Origin of the sequence: Actinacidiphila acidipaludis, assembly GCF_019890725.1 — a bacterium.
In the GTDB taxonomy this organism is placed as follows: domain Bacteria; phylum Actinomycetota; class Actinomycetes; order Streptomycetales; family Streptomycetaceae; genus Actinacidiphila; species Actinacidiphila acidipaludis.
The window spans coordinates 13,427-39,042 of the sequence record NZ_JAINZZ010000047.1 but is presented as its reverse complement, the minus strand read 5'-3'; the positions used below and the strand labels follow the sequence as shown (position 1 = coordinate 39,042).

21 protein-coding genes are annotated in these 25,616 nt (G+C 72.6%); 8 read left to right on the top strand and 13 right to left on the bottom strand.

What is annotated here, in order from left to right; translation table 11 throughout:
• Positions 1-18 precede the first annotated feature (18 nt).
• The 4 genes from K7862_RS27750 to bldG all read right to left on the bottom strand — a co-directional run bounded on the left by K7862_RS27750 (position 19) and on the right by bldG (position 4,330).
• Positions 19-594, bottom strand: coding sequence for a small secreted protein (locus K7862_RS27750; RefSeq protein WP_308012221.1), 576 nt, complete (start codon positions 592-594; stop codon positions 19-21).
• Positions 595-871: 277 nt separating this feature from the next.
• Positions 872-3,253, bottom strand: coding sequence for a sodium-translocating pyrophosphatase (locus tag K7862_RS27745; RefSeq protein WP_222967299.1), 2,382 nt, complete (start codon positions 3,251-3,253; stop codon positions 872-874).
• Positions 3,254-3,486: 233 nt separating this feature from the next.
• Positions 3,487-3,900 carry an ATP-binding protein gene (locus K7862_RS27740; protein WP_222967298.1) on the bottom strand — a complete coding sequence of 138 codons (414 nt, stop codon included), beginning with the start codon at positions 3,898-3,900 and terminating at the stop codon, positions 3,487-3,489.
• An 88-nt stretch (positions 3,901-3,988) separates the two neighbouring features.
• The gene (gene bldG / locus K7862_RS27735; protein ID WP_031520166.1) at positions 3,989-4,330 is read right to left on the bottom strand and encodes an anti-sigma factor antagonist BldG; all 342 of its coding nucleotides are present in this window, start codon (positions 4,328-4,330) and stop codon (positions 3,989-3,991) included.
• Between the two features lie 192 nt (positions 4,331-4,522).
• Between bldG and sftH the strand changes: the two genes are divergently transcribed.
• A complete protein-coding gene (gene sftH / locus K7862_RS27730) occupies positions 4,523-7,069 on the top strand; it encodes a DEAD/DEAH box helicase (protein WP_222967297.1) in 2,547 nt (848 codons plus the stop codon).
• On the opposite strand, the gene K7862_RS27725 is transcribed toward sftH, so the two are convergent.
• From K7862_RS27725 to ssd, 7 genes are all read right to left on the bottom strand, one after another.
• Positions 7,066-7,473, bottom strand: coding sequence for an Rv3654c family TadE-like protein (locus tag K7862_RS27725; protein ID WP_308012220.1), 408 nt, complete (start codon positions 7,471-7,473; stop codon positions 7,066-7,068). The two genes, sftH and K7862_RS27725, sit on opposite strands and share 4 nt — an antisense overlap.
• A complete protein-coding gene (locus tag K7862_RS27720) occupies positions 7,470-7,847 on the bottom strand; it encodes a TadE family type IV pilus minor pilin (RefSeq protein WP_222967296.1) in 378 nt (125 codons plus the stop codon). Before K7862_RS27720 ends, K7862_RS27725 begins: the two co-directional genes overlap by 4 nt.
• Entirely contained in the window at positions 7,834-8,097 is a 264-nt protein-coding gene (locus K7862_RS27715; protein WP_262413915.1) for a DUF4244 domain-containing protein, read from the bottom strand. Before K7862_RS27715 ends, K7862_RS27720 begins: the two co-directional genes overlap by 14 nt.
• A 94-nt stretch (positions 8,098-8,191) precedes the next feature.
• Complete coding sequence (locus K7862_RS27710; RefSeq protein ID WP_222967295.1) at positions 8,192-9,034, bottom strand: type II secretion system F family protein; 843 nt, start codon at positions 9,032-9,034, stop codon at positions 8,192-8,194.
• Positions 9,024-9,764, bottom strand: a complete 741-nt coding sequence (locus K7862_RS27705; RefSeq protein WP_262413914.1) for a type II secretion system F family protein — start codon at positions 9,762-9,764, stop codon at positions 9,024-9,026. Before K7862_RS27705 ends, K7862_RS27710 begins: the two co-directional genes overlap by 11 nt.
• Positions 9,765-10,429: 665 nt before the next feature.
• A complete protein-coding gene (locus K7862_RS27700; protein WP_222967293.1) occupies positions 10,430-11,584 on the bottom strand; it encodes a TadA family conjugal transfer-associated ATPase in 1,155 nt (384 codons plus the stop codon).
• Entirely contained in the window at positions 11,581-12,657 is a 1,077-nt protein-coding gene (gene ssd / locus K7862_RS27695) for a septum site-determining protein Ssd (protein WP_262413913.1), read from the bottom strand. The genes K7862_RS27700 and ssd overlap by 4 nt, the downstream gene beginning before the upstream one ends.
• A 469-nt stretch (positions 12,658-13,126) precedes the next feature.
• Here ssd and K7862_RS27690 point away from each other — a divergent pair, with 469 nt between their 5' ends.
• Positions 13,127-13,972, top strand: a complete 846-nt coding sequence (locus K7862_RS27690) for an HAD family hydrolase (RefSeq protein WP_222967289.1) — start codon at positions 13,127-13,129, stop codon at positions 13,970-13,972.
• A gap of 381 nt (positions 13,973-14,353) precedes the next feature.
• Here the strand turns inward: K7862_RS27690 and K7862_RS27685 are convergent, their stop codons facing one another.
• On the bottom strand, positions 14,354-15,211 hold the full coding sequence (locus tag K7862_RS27685; RefSeq protein WP_222967287.1) for a Fic family protein: 858 nt from the start codon (positions 15,209-15,211) through the stop codon (positions 14,354-14,356).
• Positions 15,212-15,316: 105 nt separating this feature from the next.
• Between K7862_RS27685 and K7862_RS27680 the strand changes: the two genes are divergently transcribed.
• The gene (locus tag K7862_RS27680) at positions 15,317-16,324 is read left to right on the top strand and encodes an ATP-binding protein (RefSeq protein WP_222967286.1); all 1,008 of its coding nucleotides are present in this window, start codon (positions 15,317-15,319) and stop codon (positions 16,322-16,324) included.
• A gap of 9 nt (positions 16,325-16,333) precedes the next feature.
• On the opposite strand, the gene K7862_RS27675 is transcribed toward K7862_RS27680, so the two are convergent.
• Positions 16,334-17,632, bottom strand: coding sequence for a polysaccharide deacetylase family protein (locus tag K7862_RS27675; RefSeq protein ID WP_262413912.1), 1,299 nt, complete (start codon positions 17,630-17,632; stop codon positions 16,334-16,336).
• Between the two features lie 298 nt (positions 17,633-17,930).
• Between K7862_RS27675 and K7862_RS27670 the strand changes: the two genes are divergently transcribed.
• The 5 genes from K7862_RS27670 to K7862_RS27650 all read left to right on the top strand — a co-directional run bounded on the left by K7862_RS27670 (position 17,931) and on the right by K7862_RS27650 (position 25,573).
• Positions 17,931-20,402 (top strand): SulP family inorganic anion transporter, encoded by a 2,472-nt coding sequence (locus K7862_RS27670; RefSeq protein WP_222967285.1) that lies wholly within the window; start codon positions 17,931-17,933, stop codon positions 20,400-20,402.
• 42 nt (positions 20,403-20,444) lie between these two features.
• Entirely contained in the window at positions 20,445-22,403 is a 1,959-nt protein-coding gene (gene acs, locus K7862_RS27665) for an acetate--CoA ligase (RefSeq protein ID WP_222967284.1), read from the top strand.
• A gap of 250 nt (positions 22,404-22,653) precedes the next feature.
• Complete coding sequence (gene nhaA / locus K7862_RS27660) at positions 22,654-23,997, top strand: Na+/H+ antiporter NhaA (protein ID WP_262413920.1); 1,344 nt, start codon at positions 22,654-22,656, stop codon at positions 23,995-23,997.
• 71 nt (positions 23,998-24,068) lie between these two features.
• Complete coding sequence (locus K7862_RS27655) at positions 24,069-24,563, top strand: phage holin family protein (RefSeq protein WP_222967282.1); 495 nt, start codon at positions 24,069-24,071, stop codon at positions 24,561-24,563.
• 62 nt (positions 24,564-24,625) lie between these two features.
• Positions 24,626-25,573: an alpha/beta fold hydrolase gene (locus K7862_RS27650; protein ID WP_222967281.1), complete on the top strand. Its 948-nt coding sequence runs from the start codon at positions 24,626-24,628 to the stop codon at positions 25,571-25,573.
• Positions 25,574-25,616 lie beyond the last annotated feature (43 nt).

The window sequence follows — 25,616 nt, the reverse complement described above, 5'->3', positions numbered from 1 at the left end:
CCGGGACCTGCCGACCGGTCAGCTCGCGGTGGGTGACGCGGTGCCGGACACCCGCTGGCAACCGGGCTGCTGGGCGAGAGCCTTGCCCGCGTCGCCCTGGCTGAGGGTGGTGATGGAGCTCTGGACGTCCGCGGTGGTCTTGGTCAGGGAGTCGGAGACGCCCTTGAGACCGTCGGCGAACTTGGTCTGGTCGCTGGTGTTCAGCCCGTCGACCTGCTTCTTCAGGCTCTCGTACTGCGCGGAGAGGTGGTTGAGGGTGGTGACGGCGTTCTGCTGGAACGTCTGCCCCTCGTCGCCGTTGGGCGCGGCGCCGGCCTTCTGGAAGATCGCGGCGAGATCCTTGTACGCGGTGGAGAGCTGCTGGAAGGCGGCCGAGTCGGCGTTCTTGACCTCCTGCGGGCTGCCGCCGCTGTTCACCTTGCTGATGGCGGTGTTCGCGGCGTCGATCTGCTTGGCCGGGCCGGCCGCCTGGTCGCAGACGCCCTTGGCCCAGCTGTCCAGCTTCTTGCCGGAGTCGTCGCTGCTGCACCCGGCCAGCGCCAGGAGCAGGGCCGCTCCGGACAGCGCGGCCAGGAACTTCGTGTTCACCTTCACCGGATGGGTCCCTTCCGTGGCCTTACCGCCCCGGAACATACACGGGTACCGGGTGGGCACCACGAATCCGTGGTCCGGAACAACCCGATTCATCCGATATTCAAGCCGTTCGCCGCAAGCGGCCGGACCCGCACGACGGCGGGCGCCCGGCCAACGCCGGACGCCCGCCGTTCCGGTGACGGTTCCTCGTCCCACGGCGGCCGATTCGCCTCCGCCGTTCCGGACGCCGTTCCGGACGCCGTTCCGGACGCCGTGATGGATGACACACCGTCAGGGATCAGGCGGCCACCGTCGATCCGTGGTCGGCGTGAGACTGGTCACCGTCCTCCCCCTGGTCGTCCATGGCGATGCCGCGGCGCTTGGAGACGTACACCGCACCGATGATGACCAGCAGCGCGAACGCGGCGACGGGGATCCGCACCGCGAGGTTGGCGTCGACGCCGTAGCTGAACTTCACCACGGCGGGGGCGATCAGCAGCGCCACCAGGTTCATCACCTTCAGCAGCGGGTTGATCGCCGGGCCCGCGGTGTCCTTGAACGGGTCGCCGACGGTGTCGCCGATGACGGTCGCCGCATGGGCGTCGCTGCCCTTGCCGCCGTGATGGCCGTCCTCGACGAGCTTCTTGGCGTTGTCCCAGGCCCCGCCGGAGTTGGCGAGGAACACCGCCATCAGGGTGCCGGCGCCGATCGCGCCCGCCAGGTACGAGGCGAGCGAGCCGACGCCGAGGGAGAAGCCCACGGCGATGGGTGCCAGCACCGCGAGCAGTCCCGGTGTCGCCAGCTCCCGCAGGGCGTCCTTGGTGCAGATGTCCACCACCCGCCCGTACTCGGGCAGTTCGGTGCCGTCCATGATCCCGGGACGGGTGCGGAACTGCCGGCGCACCTCGTAGACGACCGCGCCCGCGGACCGCGACACCGCGTTGATGGCGAGGCCCGAGAAGAGGAAGACCACCGCCGCGCCGAGCAGCAGCCCGACGAGGTTGTTCGGCTGGGAGATGTCCAGGGACAGCCAGCGCGAGTCCGACGCGGCTGGATGGGCCTTGCTGACGGCCGTGTCGGTGGCCTCCTTGAACGAGCCGAACAGCGCGGTCGCGGCCAGCACCGCGGTGGCGATGGCGATGCCCTTGGTGATCGCCTTGGTCGTGTTGCCGACGGCGTCCAGGTCGGTGAGCACCTGGGCGCCCTCGCCGTGCACGTCGCCGGACATCTCGGCGATGCCCTGGGCGTTGTCGGACACCGGGCCGAAGGTGTCCATGGCGACGATCACGCCGACCGTGGTGAGCAGGCCGGTGCCGGCGAGTGCGACCGCGAACAGCGCCAGGAAGATCGACGTGCCGCCGAGCAGGAACGCGCCGTAGACGGCGAGGGCGATCAGCACCGCCGAGTACACCGCGGACTCCAGGCCCAGCGAGATGCCGGAGAGCACCACGGTCGCCGGGCCGGTCAGCGAGGTCTTGCCGATGTCGCGGACCGGGCGGCGGCTGGTCTCGGTGAAGTACCCGGTGAGCTGCTGGATCAGGGCGGCCAGCACGATGCCGATGGCCACCGCGACCAGGGCCAGGACCCGCGGATCGCCGGAGTGCCCGGTGATGTCGGTGCCGACGCCCTTGAGGTCGGAGTAGGAGGAGGGGAGGTAGGCGAAGACGGCGATGGCGACGCCGGCCAGCGAGATGATCGCTGAGATGAAGAAGCCGCGGTTGATCGCGGTCATGCCGCTGCGGTCGGACCGTCGCGGGGCCACCGCGAAGATCCCGGCCATGGCGGTGAGCACGCCGATCGCCGGGATAATGAGCGGGAAGACCAGTCCGGCGTTGCCGAAGGTGACCTTGCCGAGGATCAGCGCGGCCACCAGGGTGACGGCGTAGGACTCGAACAGGTCGGCGGCCATGCCCGCGCAGTCGCCGACGTTGTCGCCCACGTTGTCCGCGATGGTCGCGGCGTTGCGCGGGTCGTCCTCGGGGATGCCCTGCTCGACCTTGCCGACCAGGTCGGCGCCGACGTCCGCGGCCTTGGTGAAGATCCCGCCGCCGACCCTCATGAACATCGCGAGAAGGGCCGCGCCGAAACCGAATCCCTCGAGCACCTTCGGTGCGTCGGCTTTGTAGATCAGGACCACGCAGGACGCACCGAGCAGACCGAGGCCGACGGTGAACATTCCGACCACGCCGCCGGTGCGAAAAGCGATCTTCATTGCGTGATGGGAGACCTCGGTAAGATCTTTTGGCGGTTCACCGGATTCCGGTGTCGCCGCCCGCGCGGCGGCCGCGACCCGCACATTGCTGCGGACCGCGAGCCGCATTCCGATATAGCCGGTCACCGCGGAGAAGACGGCGCCGACCAGAAAGAAGATCGACCGTCCGATCCGCTGCGAGATGGTGTCCGCCGGCAGCAGCATGAGCAGGAAGAACGCCGCCACGGCGAAGATCCCCAGGGTACGGAACTGCCGTGCGAGGTAGGCGTTGGCGCCTTCCTGCACGGCAGCTGCGATCTTCTTCATGGTGTCGGTGCCCTCGTCGGCCGCGAGCACTTCACGTACCAGCACCCCGGCGAGCGCCAGAGCGGCCAGTGCGACCACCACGATGATCCATATGATCGCTTGGTTTCCGCCGGTCAAAACCGGCTCGGCAGCAAGCGACTGAGGGGTGAGTTGCCCCGCCATTCGTCCTCCTTGACGTTTGGCGCGTGGGCGTGCGGCTCCTACGGCTGATCAAGCCGCGCGCTCAGGCGAGCTGAGCAAAGATGGACGGATTGTAGGGAGCAGCAGAAGATCACGTAAGGGTGCCCGTAGGGAATTCCCACGGTAAATGACCGCGGGCGATTCCGCGCGCGGTGAAGAAGAGGGCCTTCAGGGGGCCGTTCGGGGGACGTGTGGCCCCCCGCGGGGCGGGGTGGCTAGAGGGAGACCGTCGGCCAGCTCATGCGGATGATCCCGCCCTTGTCGCCGTCGATGACCTCGAAGTCGTCGACCAGGCCGCTGATGACCGCCAGGCCCATCTCGCCCTCGTCGTCGGCGGGCTCGTCGGCGCCGCCGCCGGGGTTCGAGCCGGAGGAGGTGCCGGGCACCTCGTCGGCCACCTCGATGGAGAACTTCTTCTCGTCCTCGGTGAGCCGCACGCGCACCGGGTCCTCGACGCCGCTGTTGCGGTGGAGGCCGACGGCACGGCTGCACGCCTCGCCCACAGCCAGCCGCACCTCGTCCAGGGCAGCCTCGTCCACCCCCGCCCGGCGCGCCACGGCAGCCGCTACGAGCCGCGCGGTGCGCACGTGCTCGGGCTGGGCGCTGAAGAGCAGTTCTACGGTGGGCATGGCCGGGCCTCCCCCTTGGTTCCTTTGGGTGAGCAACGCAAGGGCCCGGACGGCGAGCCCGTCCGGAGCCCCTCGTCTGGTTCGAAGGTCAGTCGGTGGCGGCGACGGCCTCGTCGACCGAGGTGTGGATCGGGAACACCTTGGTCAGACCGGTGATGCGGAAAATCTTCAGGATGCGCTCCTGGTTGCACACCAGACGCAGCGATCCCTCATGCGCACGCACCCGCTTGAGCCCGCCGACGAGCACTCCCAGGCCGGTGGAGTCGAGGAAGTCGACTCCCTCCATGTCCACGACCAGGTGGTAACTCCCGTCGTTCACGAGCTCGACCAGCTGCTCGCGCAGCTTGGGCGCGGTGTACACATCAATCTCGCCGCCGACCTCGACGATCGTGCGATCGCCGACGGTTCGGGTCGACAGGGACAGGTCCACGGATCCTCCAGCACCTTGCATCGACGCGGCGCCCCCCTGGGGCTACCCACCGAAGGTAACGGTAGTAGGGGCCTTCCTCACCGAAAGGTAGGGGAAGGATCGGCAGCCGCGATGGCATTCAATCACTTCGCGGTGGGGCAGCACGACGCCTTACTGCGTTTGACCGCCACGCCGGTGACACACTGAGTGCCGATGGCCCAGGATCATCTTGCGCAGTCGGCGCACGGACGCACGTCTCCCCGGACCGCTCTGGAGCGGCTTTCCGCGGGGGACGACCGAGCCGTACGCATCACCCATACGGAGCACCTGCCCCCGCGGGTCGGCAGGCATGCATCCTGGCCGGAGGGCATCCGGGCGGATGTCGTGGAGGCGATCAGGACGGCCGGTATCGACCGTCCGTGGGAACACCAGGCGCGGGCGGCCGCGCACGCGGTGCGGGGCGAGTCGGTGGTCGTGGCGACCGGAACGGCGTCCGGGAAGTCGCTGGCGTACCTGGCACCCGTCTTCAGCGCGCTGCTGGACGGCGCCGAGCCGGGACCGCGTGCCCGGGGCGGCTCGGCCGCCGGCGGGCGCGGGGCGACCGCGCTGTACCTGTCGCCCACCAAGGCCCTCGCCGCCGACCAGCGCCGCGCCGTGGCGGCCCTGGCCGCCCCACTGGGCCAGGCGGTGCGCCCGGCCGTCTACGACGGCGACACGCCGTTCGAGGAACGCGAGTGGGTGCGCCAGTACGCCACCTACGTGCTGACCAACCCGGACATGCTGCACCGCGGCATCCTGCCCGGTCACGCCCGCTGGTCCTCCTTCCTGCGCAGCCTGCGCTACGTGGTGATCGACGAGTGCCACACCTACCGCGGCGTCTTCGGCTCGCACGTCGCCCAGGTGCTGCGCCGGCTGCGGCGGGTGTGCGCCCGCTACGGCGCGGAGCCGGTCTTCCTGCTCGCCTCGGCCACCGCGGCCGATCCGGCGCGTGCCGCCACCCGGCTGACCGGCGTCCAGGTCGCCGAGGTCACCGAGGACACCTCGCCGCGCGGCGAGCTCGCCTTCGCGCTGTGGGAGCCGCCGCTCACCGAGCTGTCCGGCGAGCACGGCGCCCCGGTCCGCCGCACGGCCACCGCGGAGTCCGCCGAACTGCTGACCGACCTGGTCCTCCAGGGCGTCCGCACGGTGACGTTCGTCCGCTCCCGGCGCGGTGCCGAGCTCATCGCGCTCATCGCCCAGGAGCGGCTGGCGGAGATCGACCCCTCGCTCCCCCGCCGCGTCGCCGCCTACCGCGGCGGCTACCTCGCCGACGAGCGGCGCGCCCTCGAACGCGACCTGCACTCCGGCCGCCTCCTCGGCCTGGCCTCCACCTCCGCCCTGGAGCTGGGCGTCGACATCAGCGGGCTCGACGCCGTCCTGCTGGCCGGCTACCCGGGGACCCGGGCATCCCTGTGGCAGCAGGCGGGCCGCGCGGGCCGCACCGGGCAGGGCGCTCTGGCGATCATGGTCGGCCGGGACGACCCGCTCGACACGTACCTCGTCCACCACCCCGAGGCGATCTTCGAGCGGCCCGTCGAGTCCACGGTGCTGGACCCCGACAACCCGTACGTGCTGGCCCCGCACCTGTGCGCGGCCGCCGCCGAGCTGCCGCTCACCGAGGCCGACCTCGACCTGTTCGGGCCCGAGGCCGCGTCCCTGCTGCCGCAGCTGGAGAAGCGCGGACTGCTGCGGCGCCGGGCCGCGGGGTGGTTCTGGACCCGGCGGGAGCGGGCCGCCGACCTCACCGACATCCGCGGCGAGGGCGGCACCCCCGTCCAGGTGGTCGAGGCGGGCACCGGCCGGCTGCTCGGCACGGTCGACGCCGGCGCCGCCCACACCTCCGTCCACGAGGGCGCCGTCCACCTCCACCAGGGCCGCACCTATCTGGTCCGGCGGCTGGACCTGGAGGACTCCGTTGCCCTGGTCGAGCGCGCCGACCCGCCGTACTCGACGATGGCCCGCGACACCACCGAGGTGCGGGTCCTCACCGACGAGCTCGAGGAGCCCTGGGGCGAGGCCCGGATCCACTTCGGGTCGGTCGAGGTGACCCACCAGGTGGTGTCCTACCTTCGCCGCCGCCTCATCACCGGTGAGGTGATGGGCGAGACCAAGCTCGACCTGCCACCGCGGACCCTGCGCACCCGGGCTGTCTGGTGGACGGTCACCGAGGACCAGCTGGACGCCGCCCGGATTCACCCGGAGGAGCTGCCCGGCGCCCTGCACGCCGCCGAGCACGCCTCGATCGGTCTCCTTCCGCTCTTCGCCACCTGCGACCGCTGGGACATCGGCGGCGTCTCCATACCCCTGCACGCCGACACCGGACTGCCGACGGTCTTCGTCTACGACGGCCACCCCGGCGGTGCGGGCTTCGCCGAACGCGCCTTCCACACCGCCCGCACCTGGCTCACCGCCACCCGGGAGGCCATCGCCGCGTGCGAGTGCGAGTTCGGCTGTCCCTCGTGCGTCCAGTCCCCCAAGTGCGGCAACGGCAACGACCCGCTGGACAAGGCCGCCGCCGTCAGCCTCCTGGACTGCCTGCTGGCCGCGGGGGCCGAGCAGGAGGCTGAGGGGGCGGGTGCCTCGGCGGGAGCGGACGGGGACGGGACCAGCGACGGGCTGGAGGCTGCGGCCCCAGCCGAGGCGGACGGCGCCCCGGAGGGGTCCGACGGCACTTCCGCCGGAGCCGGGGGCGAGGCCGGGCCGCCGCGGGCCGGGGCTTAGACGGCGGCCAGGCGACCCCCTCCCGCCGGGACGACGGCGGACGGTCCCGGCGACGGGGTCGGCGCGGGCGTCGGCGTCGGCTCGTCCGCCGGGCCTGCCCGGGAACGGACCTGGGCTCCGCCCACCTCGGCCACCACCTCCACCACCTCACCTTCGACCTCGCACCTGCGCAGCCGCGCGCCCTGGGCCTCGGCCACCTTCTTCGCGAGCCCGCAGGCCACCCGGGAGCCGTCCAGCGCGTGGTCGGCCGCGGCCAGCGCCGCGAGGTCTGCGGCGCCGCCCGCCCGGTGCCGGGCGACCACGGCCTGGCTCATGAACAGCGCCGCCGCGAACACCGCGAGCAGCACGCCCATCGCCCCGAGGGACCAGACCGTGGCTGAACCCCGGTCGCCGTGCCGCCTCACGGCCCGCCACCCCCGCCCACGGCGTCCTCGTCGAGGGCGGCGGCCTCGGCCGTCAGGGTGATGGGGAACCGCGGCGCGGGCACGGTGACCCGGACCCGGAACGTGTCGCCGTCCCGCCGGACGCTCACCTGCGCGCCGGCGGGCGCGGCCGCCCGCGCGGCCTTGAGGACGTCGGCGGGCGCCTCGGAGCGGGCCGCCTCCCGGGCCCCGGCCCGGGCCGCGTCCACGCAGCGCACCTGGGCGGCCGCGGCCATCACTCCCCACACCAGCAGCCCGGTCAGGGCGACCAGCATCGGGATCACCATGGCGGTCTCCGCCGTGACGTAGCCCCGGTCACCGCGCCGCGGCCGCCCCGCCCGGTCAGAACGGCGCATGAAGGGCCTTCTCGATCACCCCGGTCAGCGCGGTCCGTACGGGTCCGCTCGTCACGATCTTGTAGAGCACCGCGGCGAACCCGCACGCGGCGATGGTGCCCACCGCGTACTCCGCGGTGCTCATCCCCGCCTCTGCCGCGCCCCGGCAGCGCCGGAGCCGTCGTGCGAGCCATGACGTGCCCCTGCGGCCCTTGCGCGACCGTGCGGCCGGGACGGGTGCCGTGCTGCTGAGCATGGTCGGGTTCTTCATCGCAACCTCCTGTTGTGCGGCCGAAGTCGGCCTCGGTGTGTTCACGTTCGGGTTGGTCGTGCGGAAAGGATCTGGTCGAGGAAGTGGGGTGCGGTCAGGTCATGGCGCCTCCGAGCACGGCCCCGGCGAGCCCCATCACCACGGGGGCGACACCGACGAGCAGGAAGGCCGGCAGGAAGCAGACCCCGAGCGGCGCGGTGGCCATGACCGCGGCCTTGCGGGCGCGGGCGAGGGCCGAACGGGCGTGCGCGGCACGGCAGTCCGCGGCGAGCCGCGTCATCTCCGCGACCGGCGCACTGCCGGTGGTCGACGCCCGGGCGAGGCAGCGTGCCATCTCCCGGGCCTGCGGCAGCCGGCCGAGCCGGTCCCAGCAGTCCTCGGGCTCCGCTCCGAGCCGGAGTTCCGCCTGGGCCCGTATCAGCGCCGCTCCCAGCGGGCCGCCGAGGCACGTCCCGACAGCGCCTGCGGCCTCCCCTGGCGAGGCCCCTGCCGCCAGGCAGGCGGCCATCAGGTCGGCGCACAAGGGGAGTTCTGCGGGGTCGAGCTCGCCCCCGGCCTCTGTCTCCGCCGCGAGCCGGACCCGTCGTGTGGTCCACCATCGCGCGGCGCCGACCGCCACGAGAGCCCCGGCGAGCACGCCCAGCACCCCGCCGAGGAGCAGGCCCACCACCACTCCGGCGGCCAGGCAGGCCGCACCGACTCGCAGGCGCTCCGGGACCCGTTCTCGCGCCCGTTGGTCACCGCTCCGAGGCGGGCCGTGCCCCGGGGCCGTCCGGTAGAGCCGCGCTGCTCCTGAAGGCGCTCTGCCCAGAGCCCGGCGCAGTCGGCCGACTCCCCCGCCGCGTTCCCGGGCCTCGGCCAGGGTCAGCAGGAACGCGATCCCCGCCGCCACAATGCCGACCGCCATCCCCAGGCTGTGGACAGTGTCAGCGCTCACGGCGCCCCACCCCCTTGAGCGATCGCCATCCCGTTGCTTTCGGGCGGTCGAGGTGGTCGTCGTGACGGGTGCGGCGCGGGGCTCCGCCCTCGGCCGCCCGGATGATCCGCCCGGTCCACGCCAGGCCGGCCCATTCCAGGACCACCCCCAGGCAGAGACACACCAGCCCCGGCACGGTGTGCAGCAGCACTCGCGAGGGGTTCGCCCCCAGTCCGGCACCCAGCACCACTCCGAACACCGGCAGCAGCGCCAGCAGCAGCGCCGTGGAGCGCGGACCCGCCAACTGGGCACGCAGGTCCTCACGCTGGTCGGCCTCGGCCCTGAGTGCGGCGGCCACCCGGTCCAGCGCGGCGGCCAAGCCGGCACCGCCGTCCACCGCGACCTGCCAGCAGGCCGCGACAGCCGCGAGGCCCCGCATTCCTTCGTGCAGCCCCGAGGCCGTCCGCAGCGCCTGGGGCACGTCTCCGCCGAACCTGGCCGCGGACGACAACAGCCCTCCCGCAGCCGAGAGTTCCGGCACGCGCGCCCAGCCCGCGTTCTCGACCGCCTCGGCAAGAGTCGCGTGCGCCGGACGGCCCGTGCGGAGGTCGCCGGCCAGCGCCCCGCACAGCGTGCTGACCGCCGCCGCGCCCCGCTCCGCCGCCGCGCGCTCGGCCCGCCCGCGCAGCACCCTTCCGACCGGCGCGAGGGCCGCAGCACCCGCCACCGCCGGCACCAGGGATCCCGTCATCAACCCGGCCGCGATCCCCGCAGGCACACACCACACTTCCGGCTGCCGCGCCGCCCGGTCCCGCATCCGCGCCAGGGGCCCAGCCGCGGTCGCTCCTCGCGCTTCCTTCCCCCCGCCGCCGCGAGGCGCGGGCCCCGCCCTTCCGGCGTCGGCCCCGCTCAGACTCGGCCGCGAGGGCTCCACCACGCGAGGCATCTCGTCGACCGCCGGCAGGACGGCCGAGGACGCCATCAGCCTTTCCGGGTCCTTCTTGGGTCGGCGGGCGGCGCCTCGCGCGACAGGTGCGCTGCGGGACCGAGCGGCCCCGGTGCGGACGGCACCGATCTCCTGGGGCCTCGCATGAGCCGCCGACTTCGCGAGTCCTTCCGTCCCCGACTCAAGCCCCTGGGGGACGACCCGAGCCCGGTCACCCTCCTCCCGCCCCGTACGGAACGGTTCAGCCTGCTGCCTGGCCCCGTCCTCCGCCGAGGAGCCGCGGAGGAGGGACGTCACGGCGGCGGCCAGGCGGGCCAGCGCGGAACTCCGGCTGGTGGAAGGCCTCGTGGGCTCGTTCAGGAGCCGGCGGACGCGGTGGCGGGGGGCGGAGCCGGAGGCGGCCGCGAGGGTCGCCAGGAGCCCGCAGAGGGCCGCGGCCGCGACCAGGGCCGTCGAGCCCCCGTGGGAGTTCACGGCGCACCTGCCGCGCACAACCGTGCCAACCGGTCCCAGCCCGGGCCGCGGTCGAAGCCGTCACCGGCTTGGCGGACGAGCGCGGGCACGGTCACCACCAGGCCGTCGTCCCCACGCCTCAGGACATGGATCTCGGCGAGGCGCCGACGGCCCGCCGCGTCCCGCTCCAGGTGGACGACGACCGAGAGCGCCGCCGCCAACTGACTGTGCAGGGCTGCCCGGTCGAGACCCGCGGTGCTGCCGAGCGCCTCCAGCCGGGCGGGCACGTCTCCGGCCGCGTTGGCATGGACCGTCCCGCATCCCCCTTCGTGGCCGGTGTTCAACGCGGCCAGCAGATCGGTGACTTCGGCCCCGCGCACCTCGCCGACGACCAGCCGGTCCGGTCGCATCCGGAGCGCCTGCCGGACCAGGTCCCGCAAGGTGACGCGGCCCGCGCCCTCCTGGTTGGCCGGCCGGGTCTCCAGCCGGACCACATGGGGGTGGTCGGGACGCAGTTCGGCGGAGTCCTCGGCCAGCACGATCCGGGCATCCGGTTCGACCAGGCCCAGCAGGCAGCTGAGCAGAGTCGTCTTCCCCGTTCCCGTGCCGCCGCTGATCATGAACGACAGGCGCGCGTTCAAGATGTCCCGCAGCAGGGCGGCGGTCTCGGCGTCGAGCGTTCCGGCCGCGACCAGTTCGGGGAGGGTGAAGGCCCGTGCCCGCACGACGCGCAGCGACAGGCACGGGGAGCCGACGACAACCGGCGGGAGCACGGCGTGCAGCCGGGTTCCGTCGGGCAGGCGGGCGTCCACCCAGGGGCGGGCGTCGTCGAGTCGCCTGCCGGCCGTGGTGGCCAGGCGCTGGGCCAGTCGGCGCACGGCCGAGGTGTCCGTGAAGCGGACGCTGCTGCGTTCCAGGCCGTGACCGCGGTCGATCCACACCTCGTCCGGTGCGTTGACGAGGATGTCGGTGACGTCGGGGTCGGCGAGGAGCGGTTCCAGAGGGCCCGCACCGACCAGTTCGGAGCGCAGCGCGGCAACCACGTCCAGGACCTCGGCGTCTCCCAGCAGGCGCCCGCGGGCGCGCAGCGCCGCGGCGACGCGGGCCGGGGTGGGTTCTCCGCCGTGCTCGGCGAGGTGGAGTCTTACGGCGTCGAGGAGTTCGGTGCTCATGCCGTCACCCTCCCGACGTGGCTGAGGGCCTGGTCGAGGAAGGCGCCGCAGAAGCGGGCGAGGGGCCCCCGGCGGGCCGATCCGGGAGGGCCGGCCGACAGCGCGTCGGCCAGCGAGGGTTCGAGGGGCAGTTCACCGGCAAGAGGGAGTCCGATGAGGCGGGCGATCTCGTGGTCGTCGATCCCGGATCCGAAGGGCCCGCGGGCCACCACGCGAAGGTCCTTGAGCGTTGCCCGCACGGCGCCGGCGACCCGGCTGGCCGCGGCGACGGCCCGCAGTTCGGCGGGGACGACGAGCAGGCCCACGTCGATCTGTGTGAGGGTCTCGGTCACGGTGTCGTCAACGCGGCGCGGCAGGTCGACCACGACCACGCCGCCGCGCCGCCGCGCGGCGCCCAGTACGGACCGCATGGCCTCGGGAGGGATCAGCACGGTGTCGCCGCGGTCCCAGCTCAGGACACTGAGCGAGTCCAGTCGTGGCAGGGACTCCTCGAGCGCGCCGCTGTTGACCCGGCCGCGCGAGTCGGCGAAGTCCGGCCAGCGGAGGCCGCCGGTGCGTTCGGCGCCGAAGAGGATGTCGAGCCCGCCGCCGAGGGGGTCGCCGTCGATGAGCATGGCCCGCAGGCCGCTGCGGGCGGCGGTGACCGCGAGCGCGCAGGCCAGAGTCGAGGCGCCCGCACCGCCGCGGCCGCCGACCACGCCGACGGTCAGGGCGGGGCCGCCCGCCCCCTCGGCGATGTCGGCGAGGCGGTCGACGAGCCAGCTCTCCGACTCGGGCAGGAACAGCACATGGTCGGCGCCGATGCCGACACCTCGCCGCCAGGTCTCCGCGTCGTCCAGGTCGCGGCCGATGAGCAGTACCCCGGGGCGCCGCGGGGCCCCGCGGACGCGCGCTGCGGCTTCCGCGCCGACGAGCACCAAGGGGGCGTCGTCCCAACTCGTCTCGTGCGGAGGCGCGGTGAAGGCGACTTCCGGTTCGGTGCCGGCCGCGGCGCACAACCGGAGCAGATCGTCGAGGAGAGTTTCGTCCTCGGTCACAATCAGCGGACCGACCGGCCGCTCGGCAGTGGGCATCAGACGGTCCGTCAAGGTGGTTCCGGGCATTTTCGAGTCCCCCGTCGCTTGTCGTGCGAGCTCGGTGAGCTTCGCCTGCGAACAGCTTGGGACCGGAACCGGAATTGAGATGATCTTGGTCGGAATCTGTGGACAACTCGGCGATTGTGGATAACTCCGCCACCCGGAGGAGTGAGTTCCGCCCGATCGGGAATCGATTACGGACCGTCACGCGTCGTACACGCCAAAGCGCACACACATACGAAGGAGTGCGAGATGGTCATGTACACCGCAGACGCGGAGAGAGCGGGCCGAAAGGTGCCCGGACATGCGACGACCCCCGCCGGGGGGGAGAGCGGGGGTCGTCCCCACGGTCCGACTCGGGGGGGGAGGAGCCAGACCGGGTTAGCACGGTCGCGAACGATCCGTGACTTCCATGGTGTACCCGAAGCCCTTCTCAGGCAAACCCACGCGCCTGAGCTTACGCCGAATGGTGGTTGCCTATGCTCGTCTCGTGGAAAACCACCTGCCACCGCGCACCGCGGCGTTCTTCGATCTCGACAAGACCGTGATCGCCAAGTCCAGCACGCTCGCCTTCGGCCGCTCCTTCTACCACGGCGGCCTCATCAACAGACGGGCGGTATTGCGAACCGCATATGCCCAGTTCGTGTACCTCGTCGGCGGCGCGGATCACGACCAGATGGAAGGGATGCGCAAATACCTCTCCGATCTGTGCCGCGGCTGGAATGTCCAGCAGGTGAGGGAGATCGTCGCCGAGACGCTGCACGACCTGATCGACCCGATCATCTACGACGAGGCGGCCTCGCTCATCGAGGAGCACCGCGCCGCCGGCCGTGACGTGGTGATCGTCAGCGCCTCCGGCTCCGAGGTCGTCGAGCCCATCGGCGAGATGCTCGGCGCCGACCACGTGATCGCCACCCGGATGATCGTCGAGGACGGCGCGTACAACGGCGAGATCGAGCACTACGTCTACGGACCGGCGAAAGCCGAGGCCATCGCCCGGCTGGCGGAGTCCGAGGGCTACGACTTGGAGCGGTCGTTCGCCTACAGCGACTCGGTGACCGACATTCCCATGCTGGAGGCGGTCGGCCACCCGTATGCCGTCAACCCGGACCGCGCGCTGCGCAAGGAGGCAGTGGCGCGCGAGTGGCCGGTGCTGACGTTCAGCCGTCCCGTCCGGCTCAACCAGCGGCTTCCGTCGCTGTCGATGCCCCAGGGCCCGGTGCTGGTCCTGGCAGCCGTGGGCGCGGCCGCCGCGACGGCGGGACTGGTCTGGCTCGCCTCACGGCGCCGCCGGTCCATCGTTATGTCGTGATTGGCAGGAAAAGTAAAAACTGAAGCCAGGGGTTCCGCTTCGCCCGGGTCGGCGGTAGAAAGGACGTAGGCCCGCGAGACCACGGAGTTCCGAGAGGAAGACCGCAGTTCACAGCAGATGGCCCCACGGACCGAGCATGGAAGTCGGGCACCCACGCGTAGCCGACCCGCCAACCGGGCCAGCCGCACCAGGCCACGGGCAAAGATCCCGGCCTGATGGGCAGAATTCGAGCACGCACTGGTAACTCGGCGGACATGCCAGCGGCGGCATCCTCACGGTGCCGCCGCATCTTTCTGTGCGGGTTCCGTCCGGCCTCCACGCGTGGCGACCCGCCCGGAACGCCCCGGAAACCGGGGCCCTCCGCGGCGAAACGGAACCGTGTCAGGCCGCCCCGCGCTGCAGCGCCTCGCACACGGCGACACTCTCGCGCACCCCGAGCTCCAGCGCCCGGCCGCAGTGGGCGATCCACTCGGCCATGCCCTCCGGGGTTCCCGACGCATACGCCTCGAGCGCCGTGAGGTAGGCCTCCCGGCCCAGTTCCGCATAGCCGACCTCGGCCGGGCACACGGACTTCGGGTCGAGGCCGCTGCCCACGAGCACGACGCGCTCGGCCGCGCGCGCGACCGGCCCGTTGAACGTGCCGAACGGGCGCAGGCACAGCAGCTCCCCGTGCACGGCCGCGGCGACCACCAGCGCGGGGGCAGACGTCCCGGCACGCAGCAGGTCCGCGAGGCCCTCCAGCCGCGCGTTGACCTCTATCGGGTCCGGCAGCGGAATGTCCGCGACCGGCACCAGCGGCTCGTCCACCGGCTCGCCGCTCAGCCGCGGACGGCCGACCGTCGTGTCCTCGGCGACTCCGCCGGCGGCCACCAGGTGCAGCCGGGCCAGCGCCTGCACCGGCGACTGACGCCAGACGCCCAGCAGTTGACCGGCCTCCGCGGTCAGCCGGAGGGCCGCCCCGACCGTGTGCGCTTCCGCGTCCGCGGAGAAGTCACTGCGGCGGCGCAGTTCCTCCAGGGACCAGTCCGCCCCCGCGAGCGCGGCCGATGCCCGGGCGCCGCGCAGCGCGGCCTCCGAGGCGACCTCGTCGGAGCGGCGACGCATCACCCGGTGCCCGTAGACGCCGTCCACAGCCTTGCGCACGGAGGCGACCGCCTCGGGAACACCGGCGAGATCGCCCAGCACGGCCAGCGGGTCGGCATGCCCATGAGCGGGCGAGGGGGACGCGTTCGAAGCCATGTGCACGACCCTACAAACCCCCCGGGACCGCGAACGACCACGAACGAGTGGCCTTTCCCACTCCAGCCCCGCTTCGGTGTGGTGGACGCCACTACGCTGCCGAACATGAAGATCGCTTTCGTCGGGAAGGGCGGCAGCGGGAAGACGACGCTGTCCTCGCTCTTCGTCCGCCACCTCGCCGCAGCGCGCGTCCCCGTCCTCGCGATCGACGCGGACATCAACCAGCACCTCGGCCCCGCTCTCGGTCTCGACGAGGACGAGGCGGCCTCGCTGCCCGCGCTCGGCGCCCACCTTCCCGAGATCAAGGAGTACCTGCGCGGGGCCAACCCCCGCATCGCCTCGGCCTCGACGATGATCAAGACCACGCCGCCCGGACGCGGCTCCCGGCTGCTGCGCCTGGTCGAGGACAACCCGGTCTACGCGGCCTGCGCCCGCAGCGTCCGCCTCGACGACGGCGCCACGGCACGGCTGATGGTCACCGGTCCCTTCAACGAGTCGGACCTGGGTGTGGCCTGCTACCACTCGAAGGTCGGCGCGGTGGAGCTGTGCCTCAACCACCTCGTGGACAGCCGCGACGAGTACCTGGTGGTCGACATGACCGCCGGCAGCGACTCGTTCTCGTCGGGGATGTTCACCCGCTTCGACATGACGTTCCTGGTGGCCGAGCCGACCCGGAAGGGCGTCGCGGTCTACCGGCAGTACAAGGAGTACGCCCGCGACTTCGGCGTCGGGCTGGCCGTCGTCGGCAACAAGGTGCAGGGCGAGGACGACCTGGCGTTCCTCCGGACAGAGGTCGGCGACGATCTGCTGGTGGCCTTCGGCCACTCGGACTGGGTGCGGGCCATGGAGAAGGGCCGCCCGCCGCGGTTCGACCTGCTGGAGCAGGCCAGCCACGAGGCGCTCAGCACCGTGCACGCCCACGCCGACCGGGCGTACGGGGCCCGCGACTGGGAGCGCTACACCCGTCAGATGGCGCTCTTCCACGAGAAGAACGCCCGCAGTTGGGGCAATGAGAAGACCGGCGCCGATCTGGTGGCCCAGATCGATCCCGACTTCGTGCTGGGCGAGGGCCCGCTCGCGGAGGTCGCCGCCGGACGCGCGGTCGGCGCCTGATCCGGCCGGCTAGCTCCGTCCCTTCGCCTCGGCGACGAAGTCCTTCCAGCCCTCCTTCGGCGCCTGCCCCACAGCCAGCGTGCGCAGGCGCGCGAGCACTCGCGGGTCCTGCGCGTCCAGCCAGTCGGCGAGTTGCTTGAAGGAGACACAGCGGACGCCGGGCCGGGCGCACACGTCCTCGATCGTGTCCTCGACACCCTGCAGGTAGCCGGTACCCGCGGTGGCGAAATGAGCGGCGACGTACAGCGGCGCCCGGTTGCCGCGGTAGGAGCGGGCGAACGCGGCGACCAGGCTGTCGTGGACCTGCCGCGCGCTCAAAGCCCCCAGGCCGGCCGCCGGGCCACTCGCGGCCGCGTCCCCCATCGCCGCGTCGTTCGCCACCGCGTCATCGGTTGCCGCGACCTCACGCGTGCTGCCCGGCAGGGGAACGGAAGGCAGCGGAAACTCCCAGACGCTCCCCTCCTTCCCGGGCCACACCTGCCGGCCGTCCGCCCCGCTCGCGTCGTAGCGGAATCCGGCGGCGGCCTCCGCCGGGACCAGGCCCGGGCCGCCGTCGGGGCAGGGCGCGCGCCCGCCGGCCAGTTCCTTGGCGTAGTCGAAGGGCAGGGGATCCTCGTCCGTGAGGCCCGCGTAGGTCTTCCAGTGCGTGACGAAGCCCTCGGCCTGCCGGATCTCGCTGCTCCACCGGCCTTGCGTCCACTCGTCCTCGCCCTCGCCCGCGCTCCGGGAGCATGACCGCGCGTTGAACGCGGTGCCGATCTCGCTGCCCTCCCGCCACGCGAGGCGCAGTTCGCGCAGGGTGTCGGCGATCGTCGGCGGGTCGGGGGCGCCGGGGCCGTCCGTGGGATGGTCGCCGGCCGGCGGTGCGTACCGACGCGCGCGGTCGGCGGGCAGCAGTGAGGTACCGCTGAGGAAGTACGTCATCGCCGCGTGAGCGCGTTCGCCCGCCGCGCGGAACCGCGAGAAGAGCTTGCGCCCGTCCTCGGCCGCCCCGTCGAAGGAGAAGACGACGAACTGCGGCGGCATCTCGCCGGTCACCAACCGGTAGGGCACCGGCTGGTGGAGCTGGGGGCCGGTGTCGGACGTCGAGCCGTCGCCGAGCAGCCGCACGGGGTACGTGGTCCGCACAGCCGGCTTCTCGGCCGAACTGCCGGCGTCCGACCGGCCGGCGTGCCCGTTCCCGGGGTCGGTGCCACATCCCACCGCGCCGGCCGCCAGCGCGACGACGACGAGCGCGGCCGTCCGGCGGGCCGGGACGGGGGCGTGCGGAACCAGGCGTTCGTGACGGGTCTGGCGCACGGGCAGCATGCGGACCTCATTACGGGGGACAGGCTCGGAGGCTCGGGGACAGGCTCGGAGGCTCGACGGCGGCGCGATGGGCACCCGTGCTGGGCACCATGGCACGCTCACCGAGCGTCTCCGAGGCAACCAGCCTGCTTACCTGACGATTCACTCGATAGCGGTAAATACCGCTCGAATCAGCGCTCACCTCTTCACTCTCCGCGTACGCAACATTACTCTTCATTTACCGGTACTTGGGACTTCGAAAAGATCCACACCCTTCATCGCATCGCGCCCGCGCCACCCATGGAAGGAGACGGGAACCATGACACCGCCGGCCCCGCCGAGCCCTCTCGGTGGCCTCCGATCCGACCTGTCCGCCTCGATCACGGTCTTCCTGATCGCCGTCCCGCTCTCGCTGGGGCTCGCGCTCGCCACCGGCGCGCCCCTGCAGGCAGGTCTGGTGGCCGCCGCCGTGGGCGGGATCGTCGCCGGCAGCCTGGGTGGCGCTCCGCTCCAGGTCAGCGGTGCCGCCACCAGCCTGGTCGTGGTCACCGCGGGGCTGGTCGACCGCTACGGCTGGCGGGCCACCTGCGCGATCACCGTGCTGGCCGGGCTGGCCCAACTCACGCTCGGCGCCTTACGCGTGGCCCGGGCGGCGCTGGCGGTCAGCCCGGCCATCGTGCACGGCATGCTCGCGGGCATCGGCACGGTCATCGCCGTGGGCCAGTTGCACGTGGTGCTCGGGGGCGCTCCGCAGAGCTCCACGCTCGCCAACATCGCCGCCCTTCCCGGTCAGTTGCTCCGCAGCCACCCGGCCACTCCGCTCCTCGGCGCCCTGACCGCCGCGGTGCTGCTCTGCTGGCCGAGGCTGCGCGGGCGGGCGGGGAGGCTGCGGGCGGTGCCCGCACCGCTGGTGGCGGTCGCGCTGGCCACCGCGGTGAGCGCCTGGCACACCGTGCCCAGGGTCGAACTGCCGGAGTGGCGGATGCCGGTGCTGCCGCAGTTCCCGGAAGGGCCGGTGCTCGGGATCGCCGCAGCCGTCCTGACGGTGATGCTCGTGGCCGGCATGGAATCCCTGCTCTCGGCGGTCGCCGTCGACGCCCTGCAGGCGGGACGCCCCGGCCCGCACGCCCCGCCGGCCCGGCTGGACCGCGAACTGCTCGGCCAGGGCCTGTCGAACGTGCTCTCCGGACTGCTCGGCGGCCTGCCGATCGCGGGCGGTGCCATGCGCGGCTCGGCCAACGTCGCGGCGGGCGCCCGGACCCGCCGGGCCACGATCCTGCACGGCGGGTGGGTGGTGGTGTGCGCGGGTCTGGGGGCCGGCGCGCTGGAGGCGATCCCGCTGGCCTCGCTCGCGGCGCTGGTCATGGTGGTCGGGGTGCGGATGGTGAGCTTCGCGCACATCCGGCACGTCCAGCGGCACCGGGAGTTCCCGGTCTACGCGGTGACGCTCGGCGGGGTCGTCCTGCTCGGTGTCCTGGAGGGCGTGATCGCCGGCGGGGCGGTGGCGGCCGTGCTCGCCCTGAGCCGCCTCACCCGCACCCGGGTGAGGGTGACGGAGGAACCGGGCTGCCACCGGGTGCGCGTCACCGGGCAGTTGACGTTCCTGGCGGTGCCGCGGCTGTCCCGGGCCCTGGCGCAGATGCCGGCGGGGTCCAATGTGGTGGTCGAACTCGACGGCTCCTTCATGGACCACGCCGCGCACGAAGCGCTCCGGGCGTGGTGCGACCGTCACCGGTCGCGCGGCGGCCGGGCCGTGCTGGGCGACGGCGCCGGACGGACCGTCAGCGAACCGGCTGCCGCGCACGCCTGCCGCCCGTGGACTCCCTGGCGCAACCACCACTGCACCCGGCCCGTCAGCGGCGGTACTCCCGCGACGAGTGAGGGGCAGTTGATCGGCGGCGTGAGCGCCTTCCAGCGCAACACCGCACCGCTGGTCCGCGAGGAGCTGGCCCGCCTGGCGCACGAGGGGCAGAGCCCTCGGCACCTCTTCCTCACCTGCGCGGACTCCCGGCTGGTCACCAGCATGATCACGTCGAGCGGTCCGGGCGATCTGTTCACCGTGCGCAATGTGGGCAACATGGTGCCGCTGCCGGGGGCGGAGGCCGCCTGCGACTCGGTGGCCGCGGCGGTCGAGTACGCGGTGGACGTGCTGCGGGTCTCCGGTATCACCGTCTGCGGGCACTCCGGATGCGGTGCGATGCAGGCGCTGCTGGGCTCGGACCACGAACCGGGCGCCCCGACGCCGCTGGCCAGGTGGCTGCGGCACGGTCGGCCGGCCCTGGCCCGGTTGCGGCAGCCGCACTCCGCCGGGGCCGGCAGGGTGACGCTGGCCGAACGGCACGCCGCGGACGAGGCCGAGCGACTGGCCCTGGTCAATGTGGTCACCCAGCTCGATCATCTGACGGCCCATCCGTGCGTGGCGCGGCGGATCGCCGACGGGGGCCTCCGGCTCCACGGCATGTACTTCCACGTGGCCGAGGCGCAGGCGTATCTGCTGGACCCGGCCACCGGGGTGTTCACGGCGGTCAGCCCCGACCACGCCGCCCTCCGGCCCGGCCCGGCCACCATGGGCGGCCTCGAACCGGACGGCACCGCCGTGTCCGCTCCCGCGGGCGCCACCACCTCAGCCCCTGGCCACGACACCAGCCCCAGCCCCGGCCCGGAAACGGAATGGGTCCGGCCCGCTCAAGCCGCTCCCATGTCCGGGGCCGGGCGGAAAACGGAGGGCGCCGCACAGAGGTCTAAACCATTTTTGCTGAGAGGCCTTGTCAGGGTGCGTCAGGACTGGTGAGGTAGTGCTGGGACATCTGGGACACCCTGACAAGGAGCTGGCGTGAGCAGCAACGAGAGCCTGGCCAACCTGCTGAAGGAGGAGCGGCGGTTCGCTCCCCCGGCCGAACTGGCCGCCGCAGCCAACGTCACGGAGGCTGCGTACGACAAGGCCAAGGCCGACCGGCTGGGCTTCTGGGCCGAGCAGGCCCGCCGCCTGACCTGGGCGACCGAGCCCACCCAGACGCTGGACTGGTCCAACCCGCCGTTCGCCAAGTGGTTCGCCGACGGCGAGCTCAACGTGGCCTACAACTGCGTCGACCGCCATGTGGAGGCCGGTCTCGGCGACCGCGTCGCCATCCACTTCGAGGGCGAGTCCGGCGACGGCCGCTCGGTCACGTACGCGCAACTGAAGGACGAGGTCTGCCAGGCGGCCAACGCGCTGACCGAACTCGGCGTCGCCAAGGGCGACCGGGTCGCGATCTACCTGCCGATGATTCCCGAGGCGGTCGTCGCGATGCTGGCGTGCGCCCGCATCGGCGCCCCGCACTCCGTGGTCTTCGGCGGCTTCTCCGCCGACGCCGTGGCCTCGCGCATCGACGACGCCGACGCCAAGCTCGTCATCACCGCCGACGGCGGCTTCCGGCGCGGCAAGCCGTCCGCGCTCAAGCCGGCCATCGACGAGGCCGTGTCGCGCACCCCGCAGGTCGAGCACGTCCTCGTGGTCCGCAGGACCGGTCAGGACGTCGAGTGGACCGAGGGCCGCGACATCTGGTGGCACGAGGCGACCGGCCGCCAGTCCACCGAGCACACCGCCGAGGCGTTCAACGCCGAGCACCCGCTGTTCATCCTGTACACCTCGGGCACCACGGGGAAGCCGAAGGGCATCCTGCACACCTCCGCCGGCTACCTGACCCAGGCGAGCTACACCCACCACGCGGTCTTCGACCTCAAGCCGGAGACCGACGTCTACTGGTGCACCGCGGACATCGGCTGGGTCACCGGCCACTCGTACATCGTCTACGGCCCGCTCTCCAACGGCGCCACCCAGGTGATCTACGAGGGCACCCCGGACACCCCGCACCAGGGCCGGTTCTGGGAGATCGTGCAGAAGTACGGCGTCACCATCCTCTACACGGCGCCCACGGCGATCCGCACCTTCATGAAGTGGGGCGACGACATCCCGGCGAAGTTCGACCTGAGCAGCCTGCGGGTGCTGGGCAGCGTCGGCGAGCCGATCAACCCCGAGGCATGGATCTGGTACCGCGAGCACATCGGCGGCAGCCGCACCCCGATCGTGGACACCTGGTGGCAGACCGAGACCGGCGCCATGATGATCACCCCGCTGCCCGGTGTGACCGAGACCAAGCCCGGCTCCGCGCAGCGGGCGCTGCCCGGCATCGCCGCCACCGTGGTCGACGACGAGGCCAACGAGGTGCCCAACGGCTCCGGCGGCTACCTGGTCCTCACCGAGCCGTGGCCGTCGATGCTCCGCACGATCTGGGGCGACGACCAGCGCTACATCGACACCTACTGGTCCCGCTTCCCGGGCCGCTACTTCGCGGGTGACGGCGCCAAGAAGGACGAGGACGGCGACATCTGGCTGCTCGGCCGGGTCGACGACGTGATGCTGGTGTCCGGCCACAACATCTCCACCACCGAGGTGGAGTCCGCTCTGGTCTCCCACCCGAAGGTGGCCGAGGCCGCGGTCGTCGGCGCCGCCGACGAGACGACCGGGCAGGCCATCGTCGCGTTCGTCATCCTGCGCGGCACCGCCGAGGACAGCGCCGAGCTGACCGCGGCCCTGCGCGACCACGTCGGCAAGACGCTCGGCCCGATCGCCAAGCCGAAGCGGATCCTGGTGGTCTCCGAGCTGCCGAAGACCCGTTCCGGCAAGATCATGCGTCGCCTGCTGCGCGACGTCGCCGAGAACCGGGAGCTGGGCGACGTCACCACGCTGACCGACTCCTCGGTGATGGACCTCATCCAGAGCCGTCTGCCCTCCGCGCCCAGCGAGGACTGAGCGGACGACGGACTCGTGAGGGCGCCCGGCTGTTCGGCCGGGCGCCCTCCTCATTCGTTCGGGTGAGCACGGCGCCACGCGGCGGCGCCCGGGCGACAAGACTGGGAAGGACGCCGCCCAGGAGGTCGCCCCCGTGACTGAGCAGCCCCCGCCGCGGCACCCCCCGTCGGACGGGGAACCGGGCTCCTCGCCGGAGCCGCCGCGCCCGTCACCCGGCCCCGGCCGCCGCGCCGCGGTCCTCCTCGGCCGGCTGCCGTTCCCCGAGCGCACCTTCCTCGCGGACGCCCTGCGCGCCGAGACGGTCGGCGGCGTCCTGCTGCTGACCGCGGCGGTGGCCGCCCTGATCTGGTCGAACACCGCCCACCACAGCTACGAGTCGGCGAGCACCTTCCCCTTCGGGCCGTCCGCCATCGGCCTGCATCTGTCCGTCGAGCACTGGGCGGCCGACGGCCTGCTCGCCGTCTTCTTCTTCGTCGCCGGGATCGAGCTCAAGCGCGAACTGGTGGTCGGCGAACTGCGCACGCCGTCGGCCGCGGCACTGCCCGTGGTCGCCGCGCTGTGCGGCATGGCGGTGCCCGCGGTCGTCTACGCGATCACGGCCGCCGCGGGCGGCGGCTCGCTCAAGGGCTGGGCGGTGCCCACCGCCACCGACATCGCGTTCGCACTCGCCGTCCTCGCGGTCATCGGGACCGCCCTGCCCGCCGCGCTGCGGGCGTTCCTGCTCACCCTGGCCGTCGTAGACGACCTCTTCGCGATCCTGATCATCGCGATCTTCTTCACCTCCGGCATCGACTACGCCGCCCTGATCGGCGCACTCGCCGGCCTGGTCGTGTTCTGGGCGCTGCTGCGGCGCGAGGTCCACGGCTGGTACGTGTACGTGCCGCTCGCCCTGGTGATCTGGGGGCTGATGTACAACAGCGGCGTACACGCGACGATCTCCGGCGTCGCCATGGGCCTGATGCTGCGCTGCACGCCCCGCGAGGGTGAGACGGAGGCACCCGGCGAGCACATCGAGCATCTGGTCCGGCCGCTGTCCGCGGGCGTGGCCGTACCGCTGTTCGCCCTGTTCTCCGCCGGGGTGACGGTGACGGCCGGCGCGCTCGGCGACGTCTTCCACAAGCCGGAGACGCTCGGCGTGCTGCTCGGCCTGCTGGTGGGCAAGCCCATCGGGGTGTTCGGCGGCACCTGGCTGGCCGCCCGCTTCACCCGGGCCGAGCTCAACGCGGACCTGCGCTGGCCGGACGTGCTGGCCGTCGCCACGCTGGGCGGCATCGGCTTCACGGTCTCGCTGCTCATCGCCGAACTGGCCTTCACCGCGCCGCCGCTGACCGACGAGTCCAAGGCCGCCGTGCTCCTCGGTTCGCTGCTCTCGGCCGTCCTGGCGGCCACGCTGCTGAAACTGCGCAACAACACCTACCGGCGGCTGACGGACGACGAGGAGCGCGACTCCGACGGCGACGGCGTCCCCGACATCTACCAGGAGGACCAGCCCGCGTTCCATCTGCGGATGGCCGAGATGCTCGAACGCCAGGCCGCCGAACACCGGCGCCTCGCCCAACTCGGGCGGGACATGGGCGGCTCTGATGCGACGTAAGGCATGATCGGGGCAGACACTGTACGACCGGTAACGAACCGCAACGACGTATGACGACGGAGGACGCCGCGATGAGCGCAGCCTCGAACGGTGACGAGCGCAGCCTCGGGCAGCTGTTCGCGTCCGCCACGGCGGAGGTCTCCGCCCTGGTGCACGACGAGATCGCCCTGTTCAAGGCCGAGGTCCGGCAGGACGCCAAACGCGCCGCGATGGGCAGCGGCGCGATCGTCGCGGCGCTGACGCTGGCGCTGTTCGCCGTTCCGATGGGCAGCGTGGCCGCCGCCCTCGGCATCCACGCGCTGGGCATCACGCTGGGGTGGTCGTTCCTGATCGTCTGCGGCGCCTACATCCTGCTCGCGGTCATCCTGGCCGGGCTGGCCTACGGCCGCTTCAAGAAGGTCAAGAAGCCCGAGCGTTCGATGACCTCCGCCAAGGAGAGCGCCGCGGTGCTGCAGAAGGCCAAGCCGCACCCGCGCCCGGTGGGGCCCGCCGACGAGCGGCCGGTGCTCACCGGCGCGCCCCGCCGTCAGGCGCACTCCGAGCTGCCGCCGTCGTCGTCGCACTGACCGCAAGGGTGACGACCGGCGGCCCGCCCCCATCGCGGCCCCGGATGTGACACGCTCAGAACATGAAACACTCCGACGGGTCGCGTCGTCCGTCCGCAACGGGCATCGCGGTCCCTCGTCCGGACGGCCCCTGGACCCATCGCGACGTCGCCGCCAACGGCGCCCGTTTCCACATCGCCGAGCTGGGTGACGGCCCGCTGGTGCTGATGCTGCACGGCTTCCCGCAGTTCTGGTGGACGTGGCGGCACCAGCTCACCGCGCTCGCCGATGCCGGGTTCCGCGCGGTCGCGATGGACCTGCGCGGAGTGGGCGGCAGCGACCGCACGCCGCGCGGCTACGACCCGGGCAACCTCGCGCTCGACGTCACCGGGGTGATCCGCTCGCTCGGCGAGCCCGACGCGGCGCTCGTCGGCCACGACCTCGGCGGCTACCTGGCGTGGACGGCCGCCGCGATGCGCCCGAAGCTGGTGCGGCGCCTCGCGGTCTCGTCGATGCCGCATCCGCGCCGCTGGCGGGCCGCGATGCTCACCGACCTGCGGCAGAGCAAGTCCGGCGGCTACATCTGGGGCTTCCAGCGGCCCTGGGTGCCCGAGCGGCAGCTCGTCGCGGACGACGCGGCGCTGGTGGGCCGGCTCGTGCAGGAGTGGTCGGGACCGAGCCTGCCGGACGAGGAGGCGGTGGACGTCTACCGCCGCGCGATGCAGATCCCGTCGACGGCGCACTGCGCGATCGAGCCGTACCGGTGGATGGTGCGTTCGATGGCGCGCCCGGACGGCCTGCAGTTCAACCGGCGGATGAAGCGACCGGTGCGGGTGCCCACCCTGCAGATGCACGGCTCGCTCGACCCGGCCATGGGCACGCGCATCGCGGCGGGCAGCGGCGAGTACGTCGAAGCGCCGTACCGCTGGCGGCTGTTCGACGGGCTGGGGCACTTCCCGCACGAGGAGGACCCGGCCGCCTTCTCGACCGAACTGATCAACTGGCTGAAGGACCCCGAGCCGGATCGCTGAGCCACCGCACACACCGCACACCTTGCGGTCGGACGATCCGACC

Coding starts and splice junctions, on each gene's coding strand:
- K7862_RS27745 (WP_222967299.1), bottom strand. CDS start 3,253: ATGGCGGGGCAACTCACCCCTCAGTCGCTTGCTGCCGAGCCGGTTTTG.
- K7862_RS27740 (WP_222967298.1), bottom strand. CDS start 3,900: ATGCCCACCGTAGAACTGCTCTTCAGCGCCCAGCCCGAGCACGTGCGC.
- sftH (WP_222967297.1), top strand. CDS start 4,523: ATGGCCCAGGATCATCTTGCGCAGTCGGCGCACGGACGCACGTCTCCC.
- K7862_RS27720 (WP_222967296.1), bottom strand. CDS start 7,847: ATGCGCCGTTCTGACCGGGCGGGGCGGCCGCGGCGCGGTGACCGGGGC.
- K7862_RS27715 (WP_262413915.1), bottom strand. CDS start 8,097: ATGAAGAACCCGACCATGCTCAGCAGCACGGCACCCGTCCCGGCCGCA.
- K7862_RS27705 (WP_262413914.1), bottom strand. CDS start 9,764: ATGACGGGATCCCTGGTGCCGGCGGTGGCGGGTGCTGCGGCCCTCGCG.
- K7862_RS27700 (WP_222967293.1), bottom strand. CDS start 11,584: ATGAGCACCGAACTCCTCGACGCCGTAAGACTCCACCTCGCCGAGCAC.
- ssd (WP_262413913.1), bottom strand. CDS start 12,657: ATGCCCACTGCCGAGCGGCCGGTCGGTCCGCTGATTGTGACCGAGGAC.
- K7862_RS27690 (WP_222967289.1), top strand. CDS start 13,127: ATGGTGGTTGCCTATGCTCGTCTCGTGGAAAACCACCTGCCACCGCGC.
- K7862_RS27685 (WP_222967287.1), bottom strand. CDS start 15,211: ATGGCTTCGAACGCGTCCCCCTCGCCCGCTCATGGGCATGCCGACCCG.
- K7862_RS27680 (WP_222967286.1), top strand. CDS start 15,317: ATGAAGATCGCTTTCGTCGGGAAGGGCGGCAGCGGGAAGACGACGCTG.
- K7862_RS27675 (WP_262413912.1), bottom strand. CDS start 17,632: ATGCTGCCCGTGCGCCAGACCCGTCACGAACGCCTGGTTCCGCACGCC.
- K7862_RS27670 (WP_222967285.1), top strand. CDS start 17,931: ATGACACCGCCGGCCCCGCCGAGCCCTCTCGGTGGCCTCCGATCCGAC.
- K7862_RS27655 (WP_222967282.1), top strand. CDS start 24,069: ATGAGCGCAGCCTCGAACGGTGACGAGCGCAGCCTCGGGCAGCTGTTC.
- K7862_RS27650 (WP_222967281.1), top strand. CDS start 24,626: ATGAAACACTCCGACGGGTCGCGTCGTCCGTCCGCAACGGGCATCGCG.